At 38.6% G+C, this 14,748-nt stretch carries 13 protein-coding genes; 5 read left to right on the forward strand and 8 right to left on the reverse strand.

Annotated elements, in window-relative coordinates; genetic code table 11:
* Positions 1-17: 17 nt before the first annotated feature.
* A complete protein-coding gene (locus tag LEP1GSC195_RS10525; RefSeq protein ID WP_015682131.1) occupies positions 18-581 on the reverse strand; it encodes a hypothetical protein in 564 nt (187 codons plus the stop codon).
* Positions 582-667: 86 nt separating this feature from the next.
* Between LEP1GSC195_RS10525 and LEP1GSC195_RS10530 the strand changes: the two genes are divergently transcribed.
* Entirely contained in the window at positions 668-1,630 is a 963-nt protein-coding gene (locus LEP1GSC195_RS10530; RefSeq protein WP_015682796.1) for a putative glycoside hydrolase, read from the forward strand.
* Between the two features lie 46 nt (positions 1,631-1,676).
* Here LEP1GSC195_RS10530 and LEP1GSC195_RS10535 read toward each other — a convergent pair whose 3' ends face one another.
* From LEP1GSC195_RS10535 to LEP1GSC195_RS10550, 4 genes are all read right to left on the reverse strand, one after another.
* A complete protein-coding gene (locus tag LEP1GSC195_RS10535; RefSeq protein WP_015680533.1) occupies positions 1,677-2,699 on the reverse strand; it encodes a lipase secretion chaperone in 1,023 nt (340 codons plus the stop codon).
* Positions 2,700-2,792: 93 nt separating this feature from the next.
* Positions 2,793-3,704, reverse strand: a complete 912-nt coding sequence (locus LEP1GSC195_RS10540) for an esterase/lipase family protein (protein ID WP_015681173.1) — start codon at positions 3,702-3,704, stop codon at positions 2,793-2,795.
* 223 nt (positions 3,705-3,927) lie between these two features.
* Positions 3,928-5,295 carry a DNA repair protein RadA gene (gene radA, locus LEP1GSC195_RS10545; RefSeq protein WP_015681080.1) on the reverse strand — a complete coding sequence of 456 codons (1,368 nt, stop codon included), beginning with the start codon at positions 5,293-5,295 and terminating at the stop codon, positions 3,928-3,930.
* Positions 5,295-5,933, reverse strand: coding sequence for a ribonuclease D (locus tag LEP1GSC195_RS10550; protein ID WP_015680921.1), 639 nt, complete (start codon positions 5,931-5,933; stop codon positions 5,295-5,297). Before LEP1GSC195_RS10550 ends, radA begins: the two co-directional genes overlap by 1 nt.
* 54 nt (positions 5,934-5,987) lie before the next feature.
* Between LEP1GSC195_RS10550 and LEP1GSC195_RS10555 the strand changes: the two genes are divergently transcribed.
* The 4 genes from LEP1GSC195_RS10555 (at position 5,988) to LEP1GSC195_RS10570 (ending at position 11,868) form a co-directional block, all read left to right on the forward strand.
* On the forward strand, positions 5,988-7,874 hold the full coding sequence (locus tag LEP1GSC195_RS10555) for a glycoside hydrolase family 36 protein (RefSeq protein WP_015682331.1): 1,887 nt from the start codon (positions 5,988-5,990) through the stop codon (positions 7,872-7,874).
* A gap of 75 nt (positions 7,875-7,949) precedes the next feature.
* Positions 7,950-8,408 (forward strand): putative lipoprotein, encoded by a 459-nt coding sequence (locus LEP1GSC195_RS10560; RefSeq protein ID WP_015681716.1) that lies wholly within the window; start codon positions 7,950-7,952, stop codon positions 8,406-8,408.
* 35 nt (positions 8,409-8,443) lie between these two features.
* On the forward strand, positions 8,444-10,249 hold the full coding sequence (locus LEP1GSC195_RS10565) for a hypothetical protein (RefSeq protein ID WP_015680782.1): 1,806 nt from the start codon (positions 8,444-8,446) through the stop codon (positions 10,247-10,249).
* Positions 10,246-11,868: a glycosyltransferase family 39 protein gene (locus LEP1GSC195_RS10570; RefSeq protein WP_015682101.1), complete on the forward strand. Its 1,623-nt coding sequence runs from the start codon at positions 10,246-10,248 to the stop codon at positions 11,866-11,868. The genes LEP1GSC195_RS10565 and LEP1GSC195_RS10570 overlap by 4 nt, the downstream gene beginning before the upstream one ends.
* Here the strand turns inward: LEP1GSC195_RS10570 and LEP1GSC195_RS10575 are convergent.
* Genes LEP1GSC195_RS10575 through LEP1GSC195_RS10585 form a run of 3 tightly spaced genes read right to left on the reverse strand, consistent with a single transcriptional unit; the run spans position 11,825 to position 14,680 of the window.
* A complete protein-coding gene (locus tag LEP1GSC195_RS10575) occupies positions 11,825-12,937 on the reverse strand; it encodes a SpoIIE family protein phosphatase (protein WP_015680706.1) in 1,113 nt (370 codons plus the stop codon). The two genes, LEP1GSC195_RS10570 and LEP1GSC195_RS10575, sit on opposite strands and share 44 nt — an antisense overlap.
* 28 nt (positions 12,938-12,965) lie before the next feature.
* On the reverse strand, positions 12,966-13,781 hold the full coding sequence (locus tag LEP1GSC195_RS10580; RefSeq protein ID WP_015681460.1) for a hypothetical protein: 816 nt from the start codon (positions 13,779-13,781) through the stop codon (positions 12,966-12,968).
* Complete coding sequence (locus LEP1GSC195_RS10585) at positions 13,781-14,680, reverse strand: histone deacetylase family protein (protein ID WP_015680532.1); 900 nt, start codon at positions 14,678-14,680, stop codon at positions 13,781-13,783. The genes LEP1GSC195_RS10580 and LEP1GSC195_RS10585 overlap by 1 nt, the downstream gene beginning before the upstream one ends.
* Positions 14,681-14,748 lie beyond the last annotated feature (68 nt).

Here is a 14,748-nt window from a genome sequence, read left to right on the forward strand (position 1 = left end):
ATCCCCCAAAAATCATTTTATTGAAACAACATAAATCTTTCGATATACACGATCATCTCCACAATCTCTGCAATGATGCGGTCGATTTGTTTTGTGATCTGCACTTTTTCTTCAGGAGTTATAACTTTGTCCATACTCGCATTTCCATACACGGCATAGAAAGTTTTGATATCCGTGGAAAATGTAGTATTGAACCATTCTTTAAATAACCTTTGTTTCATCTTATACTCAGGTTTGATGGAACCAGTAAGTTCCCACACAGACCCTTCGGTAAACCGCAAACGAAGTTCGAATAAACCTCTATCCTTTCGAATGTAAGTTTCCTCATCGACCACTGAAAAATCGAGCTTCCGAAGCATCACAAAAACAAGTAAAATACCCTCCAAAAACTCGATGAGATTCTTTTTCTCTGATCCACTAATTTTGGAATCATCACCTAAATGTTGTAAATACGATTCACCCATTCCTTGGAAAAGGCGGGAAACTTCCACCATACGGTCTTTAAAATTTATCGGATCCGATAGTTCCTCTGGAAACCGGCCATAGGATTTCAAATTGAAGTCATTGGAAATTTCTAACATGCCCAAATTTTCTTGGGGTTGGTTATTTTCGTCAATCGATTCGATTTGAATTTTCCGAACCAAAACAAAATCTTGTCATTACTACCATGAAACAACTCACTCTTTTGGTCCTCCTTCTATTCTTCGTATCTTGTCAGTCGACATCTAAGATTGAAAAGAGACAAAATTCGGATTCCCCTGGAGCCACTCCCGATTTCATCGAAGGACTATATATCAATACCAAGACCATACGTGACAAAAAACGTTGGAGTTTGTTATTCCAAGTGATGAAGGAAGCTGGTATGAATACAGCTGTTGTGGATATGCAACCCTACCCGCCAACACCAGAACAAGTAGCAGAGGCAAAAGCCCTTGGTTTTTATATGGTGGCAAGAGTTGTCAATTTTGAAGGTGGACTGATCGAAAAAGCACCTAACACAAATTTAATGACCTCTATTCAAAAATCCATACGAAAAGCCTGTGAACTAGGTTTCCCAGAAATCCAGTTGGATTATATACGATATGCTGATGGCGGAACCAATTTCAGCATGAGTTATGAAAAACGTTACGAATCCATTCTTGGAATCATTAAAGATCATAAAGAAAAAACCAAAGACAGTTGTTCTAAAGACACTCGTTGGACTGCTGACGTATTTGGAAGAGTACCCTTTATCGAAAACGATGTGATTGGCCAAAAAGTGGAACCTTTCAGTGAAGAGCTAAATGGACTCTACCCCATGTTGTACCCGTCTCATTTTTATGGACTTACCAAACGAGTGGCTGATCCTTATGGGACCATCAAAGACGGACTCGACTTAACGGTCAAACGCGCCAAACAAGGTACAAAAGCCATCGCTTGGGTACAAGGGTTCAATATGATGGTAGGTCCGAGTAAACTAAGTTATACGGACTATATCAAAGTACAAATGCAAGGGGCAAAAGATTCTTTAGGACATGGGTTTATTGTTTGGAATGCTGGAAATGAATACATCGATACAATGAATGCATACGAAAAATACAAATCAGAACCCACTCCAAACAATCAAAAGGTAAGTCAAAACGACAAATAGTGATTTATCCTTTGCTTAACTAAGCCATTCTCAAAGAAGCAGGAATTTATTTTCCCGCTTCTTCTATGTTTTTACGCCTTAGATATGCATCTGCTTCTTCTTCAGAACCCAAAAATTGGATACGTAAGTCTTTCAGTTTCTTTTCTCTTTCAGCAACGGAAAGGTTGGGGTTCTCTCGTAAAAAATCTTTTTCTTTAGATTCATATTTAGAGATAGATTCTTTGAATTTAGATTCCTTGGATCTTTCTTCTGCTAAACTCCCTGCCCTTTCCTTTCCAAAGTATTTAATTTCAATTCGATTTAAATATTTTTCTTTTTCTTTTGGATCGGTAATGGCATTGAATTCTTTATCACGAAGACTCATTTCCACTTGGTAGTGATCAAACTTGTCCTCTCTCGATACTAAAGAATCGTAATAGGTTCCGTAAGTTTTTTTCTTTAAGTCTTCATACTGTTTTACCCGTTGTTCCGCAGGTAAGTTTGCTGATTGTTTAATGAAATTTTGTGTCCCTTCTAAAAAGGAAACTTGGGATTCTTCCATTCCAAAAATCAAATCTGCCTTATCGTTTAAGACATCCCTTCGTTTGGCTTTAATTTTTTCATACAATTCCACAAAGGATAAATCCGTTGGTTGTTCCCATTTTCTGTATTCTTCTTCATAACGAAAATAAGCGAGAAACAGATCTTTTACTTTTTCTTTATCGGGAGATTCGTATTCAGAATCAATATAAGCAAGGATTGTTGCATTACACTGGTCGGGAGTGTATTCGGCTTTGCACTTGCGGCGTAAGGCCCAAACTTCCCAAACAAAGTTGACCCTGCCCGTTTTTAAATCATCTAACAACTCTAAATAGGGTTTGGTTTTGTCTTCTCGAAAAGGAGAGATTGCCTCATCCCAAAAACCTTCGCCCGTTCCGAGGGGTGAGATTCTCTCCATAGCCATTTGTTCTTCGGGGCTGAGTGATTGTTTTGATTGGTTCGTAGCAGAGTCTTGTTTTAAGAAGTATAATAGACCCAAAAAGAAGATAAGAAATATAACAACGACGATAATAATTTTTTTAAAATCCATTCTGACTGTATTGAAACCTAATGAGGAGTTTAGATGAAAAGTTATTTAGAAATAAAAAAGCCGGATTTGGTGATCCGGCTTTTACACTGATTTTTATAAACCAGCTTTTGCGTTCTTTGCGATGTTCAAGTACCAACCTTGTACATCATAGTAGTTTTGTCCACTCCAAGCTAAGTTGGTTGCTTGTAGGTGGTCAATACCGGTTGCGAACCAATAAGAAGAAGGTGTTCCTTTCCAAGCTCCCCATTTTTGAGAGTTAAGTGGAACTACACCATCATTCGCACCACCGAGACCATAAAACAAACCACCAGCCCAAGTGATTGGGTGAGTGAGTGCCATGATTGGGTGTTGGATGAGGTCAGCCCAAGCCATTTGGCTTCCATAAGAGTAATATTTTATCCCAGAGTTATTTGGTGAATTTGCATTGAAAGTTTTCACATAACTTACAGTAAGTGATTTTCCCATGGCAATCACATCTTGTGGTCGTCCATCACGATATACCAACTGAGCAAGTAAACTAAGTGCAGAATTTGCGAATGGTTGTAACCAACTAGGAATCACTCCCAGAACGATGTCAGCCATAGGCGCCCCTTGGTGAAGGGAATTAATTGTTGTTACTGTTTGTGTTTTTCCAGAAAATCCCAAGTTAGAAACCATATAACGAATGACAAGCCCACCTTGGCTATGACCCATCAAGTGTACCTTAGAACAACCGTTTGCTGTCATCCAAGAGGAAACAGAGGATTGAATTTGGCTTGCACGGGTAGGAATGGAATTTGTGGCAGAACTTCCAGGAGTAGTGACTTTAGCACCTTGGCTACGAAGATAACCATCAAGGCCACCCCAATACTTTACGAGGCCACCAGCAAGTCCTTGAGTATCATCAAAACCAAGGATTCCATGAACGAGTGCAATGCACTGTCCATCAAGAGGACCGGCAAACAGACCGGAGGTGGGAACGGAGAGGAGGGTCGCTAAAACCCCAATCAAAATTTTCTTTTTCATATAGCACCTGAACTTTCTATGTTTTAACAATATAAGTTCACAAGAATGACATGAGTCAATTACTTATGGCAACTTTAAGTCAAATGTTTCGGAACGATGTTCTTAGCTAACGCTGTTTATTCTTATAGAAAACACCGACATAACTTCACAAGAGTCGTCAACTGTCGGCTAGCATAAAACCTTTTGGTGTTTTAAGTTTCTTCTTACAGCGTTAGGGTATTGATTAAAAACCTAACTCTTGTAAGTGTTTGACTGGACTGAGTTCTAAAGAAGTAAATACTCCTTCTACTTCTTTAAAGTTTCCTTGAGGAATATAAACTTTGGAAATTCCAATGCCTGCGAGTTCTTTCAATCGCAAAGTAATTTGGCCCACACTTCGCACTTCCCCAGAAAGTCCCACCTCACCGAGAAATCCAATCTCCCTAGAAACTGGTTTGTCCTTAAAGGAAGAAGCAATGGATGCCGCAATGGCTAAGTCAAGACTCGGTTCGTCAATGCTAAGTCCGCCAGCTAAGTTGCTGAAGATGTCTGATTCGGACAATGGAAATCCCAAATACTTTTCAAGAACGGCGGAAAGTAAAATCACACGGCGGTTGTCTAAACCTTCTGCCATTCGACGAGCTTGTCCGTAAGAAGATTTGGTAACTAACGCCTGTACTTCGACACTGATCGCACGTGATCCTTCCATAACGGACGATAATACACTACCAGAGCGCTCTTCCGATTCCGGAGAAATAAACAAACGATGGCGATCTAAAACTTGTTTTAACCCGCCAAATACCATTTCGAATATGGCGGTGTCTCCCACCGCGCCAAACCTGTTTTTGACAGCCCGTAAAATCCGATAATAATTAAACCGGTCCCCTTCAAAATACAAAACAGTATCCACCAAATGTTCTAAGACTTTGGGGCCAGCAATTTGTCCTTCTTTGGTGATATGACCAATGAGAAAAATAGGAACTGAGGTGCGTTTGGCAGTCTCTAAAAAGATTTGAGAAGACTCACGCAGTTGGGTGATGGTTCCCGCTTGGTTGACCAAACTTTCTTTCAGAATGGTTTGGATGGAATCGATAAAAACCACTTTGGGTTTTAAGTCAGAAATCATTTGCGAAATATTTTCTGCATACACTTCGGAAGAGAGTAAAATGTTTTCGGAAGTGACACCCATTCGTTTGGCCCGAAGCCCAATTTGAGAAGCTGACTCTTCCCCGGAAATGTACAAAACCTTTCCTTCATCGGCAATGTTTTTGGCAATCTCTAGAACAAGTGTGGACTTACCCACTCCTGGTTCCCCACCAACTAACACCAAACTGCCGGGAACAATCCCCCCACCCAGAACCAAATCCAATTCGCTAAATCCCGTAGTTGTGCGGATGTGAGCATCGCTCACCACAGAACCAATGGATTTGGGATCAGTATACCTTCTGTCTTTGGGTTTTTCAAATACAGGGGAATCAAACCGACCAGAGGAGGTAATTCCCACTTCATCAATTTGATTCCATTCCCCGCAGGAGGGACATTTTCCAGCCCAACGACTAAAGGTATCCCCGCAGGATTTACATTGGTATTGGGGAAGTTGCTTTTTTGCCATCAGTGTTCGAAAAGATTAGGCACTTCCAAAAGATCCAGCTCCACCTGTGTTTCCAAAAAGCCAAAACAACGTTCGGCAAGAGCAAACCTATTTTCTCGGATCATCATCTCCGTAAGAATAGACTCAAGCGCAATTAAAAACCGAACATCTGTCGATGCATAGTCCACTTGGTCTTTGGTAAGAATCTTTTTACCCCAATCAGAGCTTTGATTTTTTTTATCGATATTTTCTTCAAAAAATTCGCGGATGAGTTCCTTTAATCCGTGTTTGTCGGTATAAGTTCGAGCGAGTTTACTTCCGATTTTTGTGCAAAATACGTTTTGTACTTTGATCCCAAGCCTTGCCCGAAGAAAGGTCATATCCATTCTTGCAAAATGAAAAATCTTTGTGATGTCTTTGGATTCAAATAATTTTTGGATGTGAGGGGCTTCTTTTTGTCCAGGGAGAATTTGAACAAGAGCGACTTTATTTTTGGAATCGGAAATTTGTACGACACAGAGTCTGTCCCTTCTGGGATTGAGCCCCATCATTTCACAATCCACAGCCAACCGATCATCCTTTTTGAAGGCTTCAAAGAAATCCTCGTTCAGATCTCCTTGGAGGACGACTGGTTTTATAGTTGAACGTTTTTGGGTCATAATGGCTTACTATGGAAACCACCCTATCAAAATCATCAAATAGATTTTTCCAAGATGAAAATTCAATACAGAGTTCATAATTCCGTCACCATTTCGAACTTCCTTCCCGTTAAGGCAGGGGTTTACCAATCCGAATGTAAAAAATTCGAACTTTTACTTACGTCTACAACCGATGCCAAAACGGGCACGGTCCTCAGTCCAAAACTCATTTGGCGAGAATCCACAAGACCCGAAGTGGGATTTTCCGTAGACCACTTGGAGCTAGAGTTATCCCTCCTTCCCGATGGGGGAGGGTATTCCCTCTTCCAACATGGATACCAGTCTTGGTCCATCTCAAGGAAAGTGGAGAGTACAGCTGTAGACAGACCACCTTTTTTATCTTTTTTACAATACTCACAAGAAAATATATATTCGAAACACGAATCCAAAGTGGGTAAGTTTATTTCCGAATACCTAACTCTTGTTTATAACAAAGATACGGGGAATGGGGTCCTTTATGCTCCCATCGAACAGGGAGAATTTGGGACTAAGTTTGAAGTTGTTTTTGGAGAATCAGGAAATGTAACGTCCGTTAAGGTAATATACGATGTACATTGTTTGCCAGACCTTCGCCCGAATGCAAAACTCAGTATTGCAAAAGTCAAAGTCCAAATATTCAAAGGAAATCCAGAAGGAAAACTCGCTAAATACTTTGAAGAACTAGGAGCAAAAGAAGGCCCAGGAAACTTACCGAAAAAAGTTCCCACGGGTTGGTGTTCTTGGTACTATTATTATACAAAAATCGATCAGAAAACCATTCTTGACAACCTAGCAAAAGTTAGGGAATTAAACCTGCCTTTTGAATTTTTCCAAATTGATGATGGATACCAAAAGGAAATTGGAGACTGGCTTGTACCGAACGATAAATTTCCAGGAGGGATGAGAATCCTTGCTGATGAAATCAAACGAGTAGGACTAAAACCAGGGATCTGGCTTGCCCCATTTCTTGTACGAAAAAAATCAGAGTTCTTTCGTAAGTATCCAGAAGCCATTCTCAAAGACCAAAATGGAAAACCGGTTCCTGCCATCTACCAACCACTTTGGGGAAGAGGGTATACCTATGCTCTCGACATCACCCACCCCACCGCCCTTGCTTATATAGAAAAAGTTTTTACTACACTCGTCAAAGAATGGGGATACCCTTATCTAAAACTGGACTTTCTCTATGCGGGTCTGCTTCCAGGTGATGTGTATAACAAAAGTTTATCACCACAAGCTCGTTATCGAAATGTATTGGAACTCATCCGAAAAGTGGTCGGTAAAAATACTTTTTTACTCGGATGCGGGGCACCTATGTTGCCTTCGGTTGGGATCTTTGATGGGATGCGAATCTCCTGTGATGTGGCGCCGTTTTGGTATCCGGAAAGACTCCGTGTTTTCTTAAAAGACAGAGACGCACTTTGCACAAGAACCGCCCTCATCAACGACATCACTCGTTCCTCTATGCACAGACATCTTTGGTTGAATGATCCAGATTGTTTGCTTGTTCGCAAAAAAAGAAACAAAATGAACGAAGCTCAGACAAAACTAATGGCTTCCGTCATGGCGGTGTCAGGTGGGATGTTACTTGTTTCTGATGATTTAACTAAGTTAGAAACCGATCGTTTGGATCTTTTGAAAAAGGCCTTCCAATTGAACCGAGAATGCCAAGCTTATACACCTATTCCTATTGGAATCTTTGAAGAAGAATTTCCACCGGCTCTATACAATCCTGCTGGATATCTTGGAATTTGGAATCCCAGAGAAGAAGAACATACGATTCGTTTTGCCATCCCGCAAGGCCTAAAAACAAAAGCGCCATTTTTAGATTTTTGGACAGGAACGATGGTAGACCTTCGCGTAGTGGATGGTCATTTTGAAACCACTTTACCAGCTTTTGGTTCTGTTGTTGTATCCGTTTGAGTGAGAAAATTAATTGACGGTTTTTAAAAAAGACTTAGAATCTTTGCAATTCGTCGTAAGAGGTTTTTTATGCGTATGATCAAACATTTGAGTGTAGTTTCCGTAATTGCGGTACTAATATCATTTAACAACTGTTCTTTCTTGGATTCTGCTTCTGGTAGTGCTAGCCGTTTAGGTGTCTCTGTATCTGATTCGGCATCTGCCCTTGTAAAATCAGTATCTAACAGTATTTCTTCTATTTCTGATGAAGGAAAAGAAAAGGCAATGAAAGAGTACAAAGAAGATGTAATTGCCAGTGTTGCATTACAAATTCGTTACGAAAACCAAAAACAAGAATTAGAAAACCAACTCTCTGCAATCGCAAAATCACACGGTGTTGTGGCATGGAGATCCAATAGCTCAACTTACATAGCCATTGGACAAGGACTCAAACAAGCAAACCTCTCTCCTTCGGAAATGAAAGCGGTAACAACAGACGTAGCAAAACAAAACGTTAAGGTCGCAAAACTGATCTTAAACGGGTACAATCTATAATCCAGATCGTCTTTGGGCGGAATCACGCCGCCCATTTGTTCCTTTTCTTACTTACCTATCTTTTTTTATTTTTCCCCCTACATTCGCAGTCGAACTCAAATCCTTACGGTTTTCTATACATAGATTCGAATTCGGGCCAATCTAGTGGCGGACATTCAGCACTCCGGTTTGGCGATAGGGTTTACCACCTCCAATATTCCTTCGAAGACAAAATCTTTCATATAATTCGGGAATCCTGGGTAGACTTTCGGTTCCAGTATGGGGTGGTCCAAAATCGAAATATAGAATTTTACGAGTGGGAAATTTCTGATCTAGCAAAACATACGTTACGTCAAAAATGGAATGAACTTTACTTAGTTCAGCAAACCCATATCCAAAACCAAAAAAAATTGGAGGAGGAATGGGAAACCTCGGAACTCAACGTCGATGGACACAGGTTTTCTTTACCCATCTCTGGATTTGGATATTTTACAAATATACCTGATCCCCATTCTCCAATTCCAAAGTTGTTTTCCTTTTCCAAAAAAGAAAAAGATATTCTAAAAAGTTCGAGTATACATTGGAAAGAGACTGCTAAAAAAATTCATCTTACAAAAACAGAAGTCTCTTTACCGGATACGGATTCTCCTTACCGCCTTATCCATTCTATCCAAACCAAAAGAGATCTACTCACAAATGCAGAGAAAAAAAGGTTTATTCGTAACTACCTTTTAGATCCCGTCCTAGTTTATGAATCTGCTTTTTTTCATTTAAATGGATCTGAATTCCGCTTAAGCGAACAAGAGATAAAGGTATGGAGAAGTTATCTTACTGGATTGGTACACGACCTACGCTACTGTGTATTAGAATCAGAATGTAATGACTGGGAAGAAATGACATTACTTATCCGGATTCTTTACACACAAAAATCCATTGCAGAAGGAATCATAGTATTTCCTAAAAAAAACTTAGATGGATTTCAATACCTTCCCGTAGTCGAACTACCCGATTCAGTCTTGGCCACCAAACAGGAAGAATACGCTAAATTATTTACGCTGCAAAAAAAAATCTTCGCTTCGGGATATGATTCCATCCAGTTTTTTAATTGGGAATCTTTCTTAGTTCGTTACCAAAGTTTTTTGGAACAAGGAGTGCCACCAGAAGGAATTGAATTCAATTGGGTGGGGTATAATCCTTATAAAGAAAATTCCCAAAACTTGGTAATTTCAGACGAAGCAGAAAAACAAACCAGACTAAAAAATTATGAATCCTATACCAATGGAATCCAAAACCTTTACGCCTATCACCTAACGCATCAAAATTGTACAACAGAACTATTCCGTTATATGAATGAAATGTTTCCAGAAGGTCAGATTGGAAACGAAACCTTTTGGGATCCACTCTCAAGCACTGTGAGTAGCCTTAATTTTATACCATCAGTGGCAGCATTAAAACTGGGATCAAATTCTGGCACCAAACAAAGAAAACTTTATCCTTCCTACCGAAATCTAAAGAGAAAAAAAATAGCAAACTTTACAGAAAAACATTTCAAAGAAAGTTTTGTTCCCACTTCGAAAATTTATAAACAAAATCCAATCGATCACCCCTTTTTATTTTTTACGGAAGAAACAGTTTGGAACCGTCCCCTTCTGGGTCTGGCGAATACAATCTATGGGGTTGGGTATACGGGAATGGGAATACTCAGTGCCCCCTTCGACAAAGGAAGCCGATTTTCCAAAGGAACAGAGTCTGTATTTTATAGCCTTCCTGAACTTGTGTTTTTTAATATCCGTAAAGGGCATTTCCCTTTTATCGCTGCAGAAGAAATCCCAAAAGAGTATTATCTAAAAGAATCCTTATGAAAACAGCATTTTTATACCTACCCTACCTCTTCCTTTTGGGTTGCCAATTTTTCCCCACAAAACCTTGGTTCCTTCCTGGAGAAAGAATTGTTTATATAACCTTTTCTATCTTTTTTATCCTACTCCAATCCATCATCATTTACGGAAAAAAAACTAACAATCGTTTATTGGTAGGATGGGAGAGATACTCCCCACCTAACTGGATACTCGCATCACTTTTTTTTGTTTTTTTGGTGTTATTTCCCATTCGAAATATGGATTGGGGAGACGGACTTTTGCTGCTCGAAACCAATCTTCTGGAAACAAAACTTTTTGGTTTCCAATTCACCTTGGATGAAATTCTAGAAACTGTTCTACATAGTCTGGTCTCTAACCTACTTTCTGGTTTTGGTTTTTCGGAAGACCCAAGAGTTGCTTACACATTTCTATCTCAACTCGCTGGGATCGGAATGCTTTCTGGTTTTTTATGGACAGCGAAAAAAAATCAAAAATCTAATAGAGCATCCATTCTCGTCTTACTTTCTTCAGGTGGAATTTTACTCACCTTTGGTTATGCCGAAAACTACACACTCGTCACTGTGTGCCATCTTCTATTATATATTTTTGTTATTCGATTTGTGCAAAACCCAAAGGACAATGATCTCTTATTGTATGGAGCGACTGCACTTGTAGCTGTCTCTATGTTATTCCATTTGGTTTCTGGATATTTAGTAATCCTATTGGGTTATTTATGGTTTATACATTCACCAAAAGATAAAAAGTTCAAACACCTAATCGTTTCTACTATTATCGGTTTTAGCATTCTACTTCCTTGGTTTCTTTATTTTCTTTATTTCCATGACCCAGCGATTGATAGAAACAGTACCCACTTAATCCACCCTCCCTTTTATCCAAAAAACCGATTGGTATCACTCAATCATATAAAAGAAATCCTCGCAGTTTTGTATTGGAATACAGCCATTGCCACTTTGTTTTTATTCTATCAGTTTTTCTTTTTCAAAAAAGAATGGCAGGTCTTTGTCCAAAGGCCAGAAACAAAAACAATTTTTGTAGCTTGTTTTGCATTTTTTCTCCATGGATTTTTTCACAATCCCCAGTTAGGTTTCCCTGCAGACTGGGATCTCATGGGATTCTATTGGTTACCCATCACCGTTTTGGCCCATCAATTCTGGATCCAATCTAAAGAGATCTCTCTCGAATGGATTCCACCTTTTTTATTTGGAACAATGATTGTTATTTTTTCAGCGATCACTTTAAACAAAGAAAATTCCAACAAAGAAATTCTTTGGGAAGTTACAAAATCGACAATTCAAAGTTATGTTATAGAAAATAAATCATACATAGATAATTTACCAAAAGAAGATAAAAAGTTCTTTGCTAAAGGCGATTTTCTTTTTTACAAAGGAGAAATGATCACAAACAAACTTTGTGACTTTCCTGCAAAAAATGAAATCATTCGAAAAATGAACTTACACAGAAGGGAATGGAAACAGGGATTTGCAACAGGCAGTTTCAGGTCCAAAGAAGTGCTCGGTCAATTTTTGACCGAGGCCACAAAAACCAATGTGGAATATATCAAATCTCTAGAAGTAAATAAGATATGTCATCCGAAGCTTTAGAGGATGTTTCTAGATATTGGATATAGTTTGTTATCTCTGTTTTCATACCTTCCACCCGACTGGCACCACCAGGAAGTTGGATTAAGGTTTGAACCAAAGGATGGGTACTAGAAGCAAGTAATCCGTCCGAATACAAAAAGAGAATGTCCCCTTCTTCTACCTGGATTTCATTTTCTGCAAATTCCATATCCTTAAGAATACCTAAAATTTGACCGGATTGGTCATGTAAAATCAAAGGAGCACGCGACTCTTTTTGAAATACAATGGGAAAAGGATGACCACCCCGTGCATAAGTAATTTTTTTCTTAACATGGTCAACAACGATACTAATGGCTGTCATACTATGAGTTCCAATTTCATTACAAAGTTCTCTGTTCAAACGAGAAAGTAAATCAGAAGGTGCTATCGTTGTTGTTCGAACCAATTCTCTATGAATAGTAGTCATAAGAATTGCGATCAGTCCTGACGTAACTCCATGGCCTTCAATATCACCCATCAAAATCAAAGTCCGATCTTCATCCAAAGGTAGTACTTGGAAAAAATCACCTGATACAAAACTGACTGGTTTGATATCAGCAAATATTTTGTGATTTAATTGAGGCAGATTCATTGTTTTTGTTTGAATCTTAGCGGCAAGTCGTAGATCACGTTTAATGGACTCATCCATCGATTCTTTATCTTTTAGAAAATTATAATATTCAAATGCACGAGAAATTGCGGCCTCAATGGATTTCGTGTGAAAGGGTTTTAAAATAAAATCAGAAGCTCTATGGTAAAGTGAGGAAACAACCGTCTGAATATCGTGTTCCCCTGTCATCATTAGGACTTGGGTTTTGGAATCATAGGCTTTGATCTTCTGCAACAGATCCAGACCTGAAGTCTGTGGCATGTTGACATCTAGGAAAACAATCGGATTACGTTCTCCTTCGAAGTATTCCAAACCTTGAAGTGGGTTAGTAAAATACCTTACAAAATAACCTAATCCATTAATAATAAGTTCTAAGGTTTCGCAGATTTCTGTATCATCGTCTATGATTAGAATCTCGGGTTTAAAAGAATATTCGGACATCTACTATAGTTATCGGCTTCGGAGGTCCCTATTTTGAGACCAATGTGAATTTTAGTTTTCCTTTCACTTCCTCTACCTTCTTAAAGTAAGCCTCATGAAATACTTTTTTCTCCAAATAAATATCCGTACAGGAAATCATCTCTCCATACTTCCACTCATAAGGTTCCCCGTTTTCGTAACGAACTCTGTTCTGATGGATCTGAGAGGACAAATTCCGAAGGTTGGTCCCACGGAAATTTTTCACAAGAGCACGAAAGGTTCCCTCTTTTTCAGGATCTATGAAACGAAATTTACGAGAAAATAAAACTGCGTCATGAAAGTATTCAGGCACATTAAAGGCACCAGATGTGCCAAGTTTTTTGGAAAGATCACGTATAAAATCTGTGAATTCGTTTAGAACATTAAGGCCTGGATATTCTTGTCCAAAGTACAATTCCTTTTTAATATCTCCTGGCTCAAAATTAATATTTTGAGTGAGAAGCCAATCAATGTAAATCATAGGGAACTGTTCATCGTCACCCTTCAATTGAAATTGAGATACTTTTAAACGAGTATGAACTAAGATTTTTCTATTTTCAGACTTAACATAAATACGATTGTCGTAATCGTTAAGAATTTCTAATTCGATGGTCGAGTTATGGAAGCCACGTTTTTCCACAGCCGTAATTAAACCGGCATTTACTAACATTTGTTCTACTTCATAATGAGTGAACCTATTAAATAACTTAGGTTCCATATTTAATGAAGTATTTAATTCTTTGGATACATCTACTAAAGACAAATCATCCAAATCCAACCAATCAGATTGGTTTTTCTTTTTGTCTGTAGAGGAAAAAACTCCCATTACTTTTCACCAAATGCAGTGATAGTATTAAAATGAATTTCAACAGTGTCTCGAAAGTCACGAGCATAACCGCCCGCAAGAGTCACAACGCATGGGACACCCAGAGACTCAGCAAACTTACGAACCATCAAATCACGTTCTTTTAGACCTTTCATGGAAACTTTTAATTCTCCAAGAGAATCATCTTCATAAGGATCAGCTCCTGCAACATAATAAATTATATTGGAGTCAAAATCTTTCCGAATTTGATTCAGTGATGTTTCTAATGTAGTTAGATACTCATCATCCTTTGTATTTGGTTCTAAATTTACATCTAAGTTAGATACTTCTTTCTTTGGGTAAAGATTTCCTTGATGCATCGAAAATGTGAAAACTTTGTCATCATATTGGAAAATATACGAATTTCCATTCCCTTGGTGCAAATCCAAGTCAATGATAAGCGCATTTATATTGGGGTTTTCCTCTTTTTGTTTTCGTATAGCAATTGCTACATCATTCAAATAACAAAAACCTTCTGCTTTGTCAGGGAAACTATGGTGGTATCCGCCGCCCATATTAAAGGCAAATTGAAACTTTTTAGAAAGTTCTGCTGCCATAATCGTTCCACCAACACCATACATAAAACTTTCCACAATACTTCGATTAAGCGGAAGTTCAGAATACATGGTTCGCGAAGTATGTTCATAACTAAACAAATCATCCAAGTATTCTTTTGTGTGAACGAGTTCTAAATCTGCGTCTTCTGCTTTTTTAGGTAGCAAAATGTCCCAGGACGCATAAACAGGATCTCTTTTTACACGATTGTAAAGGTGAGAATACTTATGAGCAGGGAATACATGTCCCGGTAATTCGAGATTGTAGGAAGAATGGTAGATGAGAGCGAGTGCATTAGATGCCATTAAAATGATATTTTTGTGAAAAATGACACAAGTCAATTCAAACCGTACAATTTACTTGCAGGAAAAAA

The organism is Leptospira wolbachii serovar Codice str. CDC (genome assembly GCF_000332515.2).
Taxonomy (GTDB): Bacteria; Spirochaetota; Leptospiria; order Leptospirales; family Leptospiraceae; genus Leptospira_A; species Leptospira_A wolbachii.

What these genes read in the sequence shown, in the direction of transcription:
- LEP1GSC195_RS10525 (WP_015682131.1), bottom strand. Translation starts at nt 581, where the DNA reads ATGTTAGAAATTTCCAATGACTTCAATTTGAAATCCTATGGCCGGTTT.
- LEP1GSC195_RS10530 (WP_015682796.1), top strand. Translation starts at nt 668, where the DNA reads ATGAAACAACTCACTCTTTTGGTCCTCCTTCTATTCTTCGTATCTTGT.
- LEP1GSC195_RS10535 (WP_015680533.1), bottom strand. Translation starts at nt 2,699, where the DNA reads ATGGATTTTAAAAAAATTATTATCGTCGTTGTTATATTTCTTATCTTC.
- LEP1GSC195_RS10540 (WP_015681173.1), bottom strand. Translation starts at nt 3,704, where the DNA reads ATGAAAAAGAAAATTTTGATTGGGGTTTTAGCGACCCTCCTCTCCGTT.
- radA (WP_015681080.1), bottom strand. Translation starts at nt 5,295, where the DNA reads ATGGCAAAAAAGCAACTTCCCCAATACCAATGTAAATCCTGCGGGGAT.
- LEP1GSC195_RS10550 (WP_015680921.1), bottom strand. Translation starts at nt 5,933, where the DNA reads ATGACCCAAAAACGTTCAACTATAAAACCAGTCGTCCTCCAAGGAGAT.
- LEP1GSC195_RS10555 (WP_015682331.1), top strand. Translation starts at nt 5,988, where the DNA reads ATGAAAATTCAATACAGAGTTCATAATTCCGTCACCATTTCGAACTTC.
- LEP1GSC195_RS10560 (WP_015681716.1), top strand. Translation starts at nt 7,950, where the DNA reads ATGATCAAACATTTGAGTGTAGTTTCCGTAATTGCGGTACTAATATCA.
- LEP1GSC195_RS10570 (WP_015682101.1), top strand. Translation starts at nt 10,246, where the DNA reads ATGAAAACAGCATTTTTATACCTACCCTACCTCTTCCTTTTGGGTTGC.
- LEP1GSC195_RS10575 (WP_015680706.1), bottom strand. Translation starts at nt 12,937, where the DNA reads ATGTCCGAATATTCTTTTAAACCCGAGATTCTAATCATAGACGATGAT.
- LEP1GSC195_RS10580 (WP_015681460.1), bottom strand. Translation starts at nt 13,781, where the DNA reads ATGGGAGTTTTTTCCTCTACAGACAAAAAGAAAAACCAATCTGATTGG.
- LEP1GSC195_RS10585 (WP_015680532.1), bottom strand. Translation starts at nt 14,680, where the DNA reads ATGGCATCTAATGCACTCGCTCTCATCTACCATTCTTCCTACAATCTC.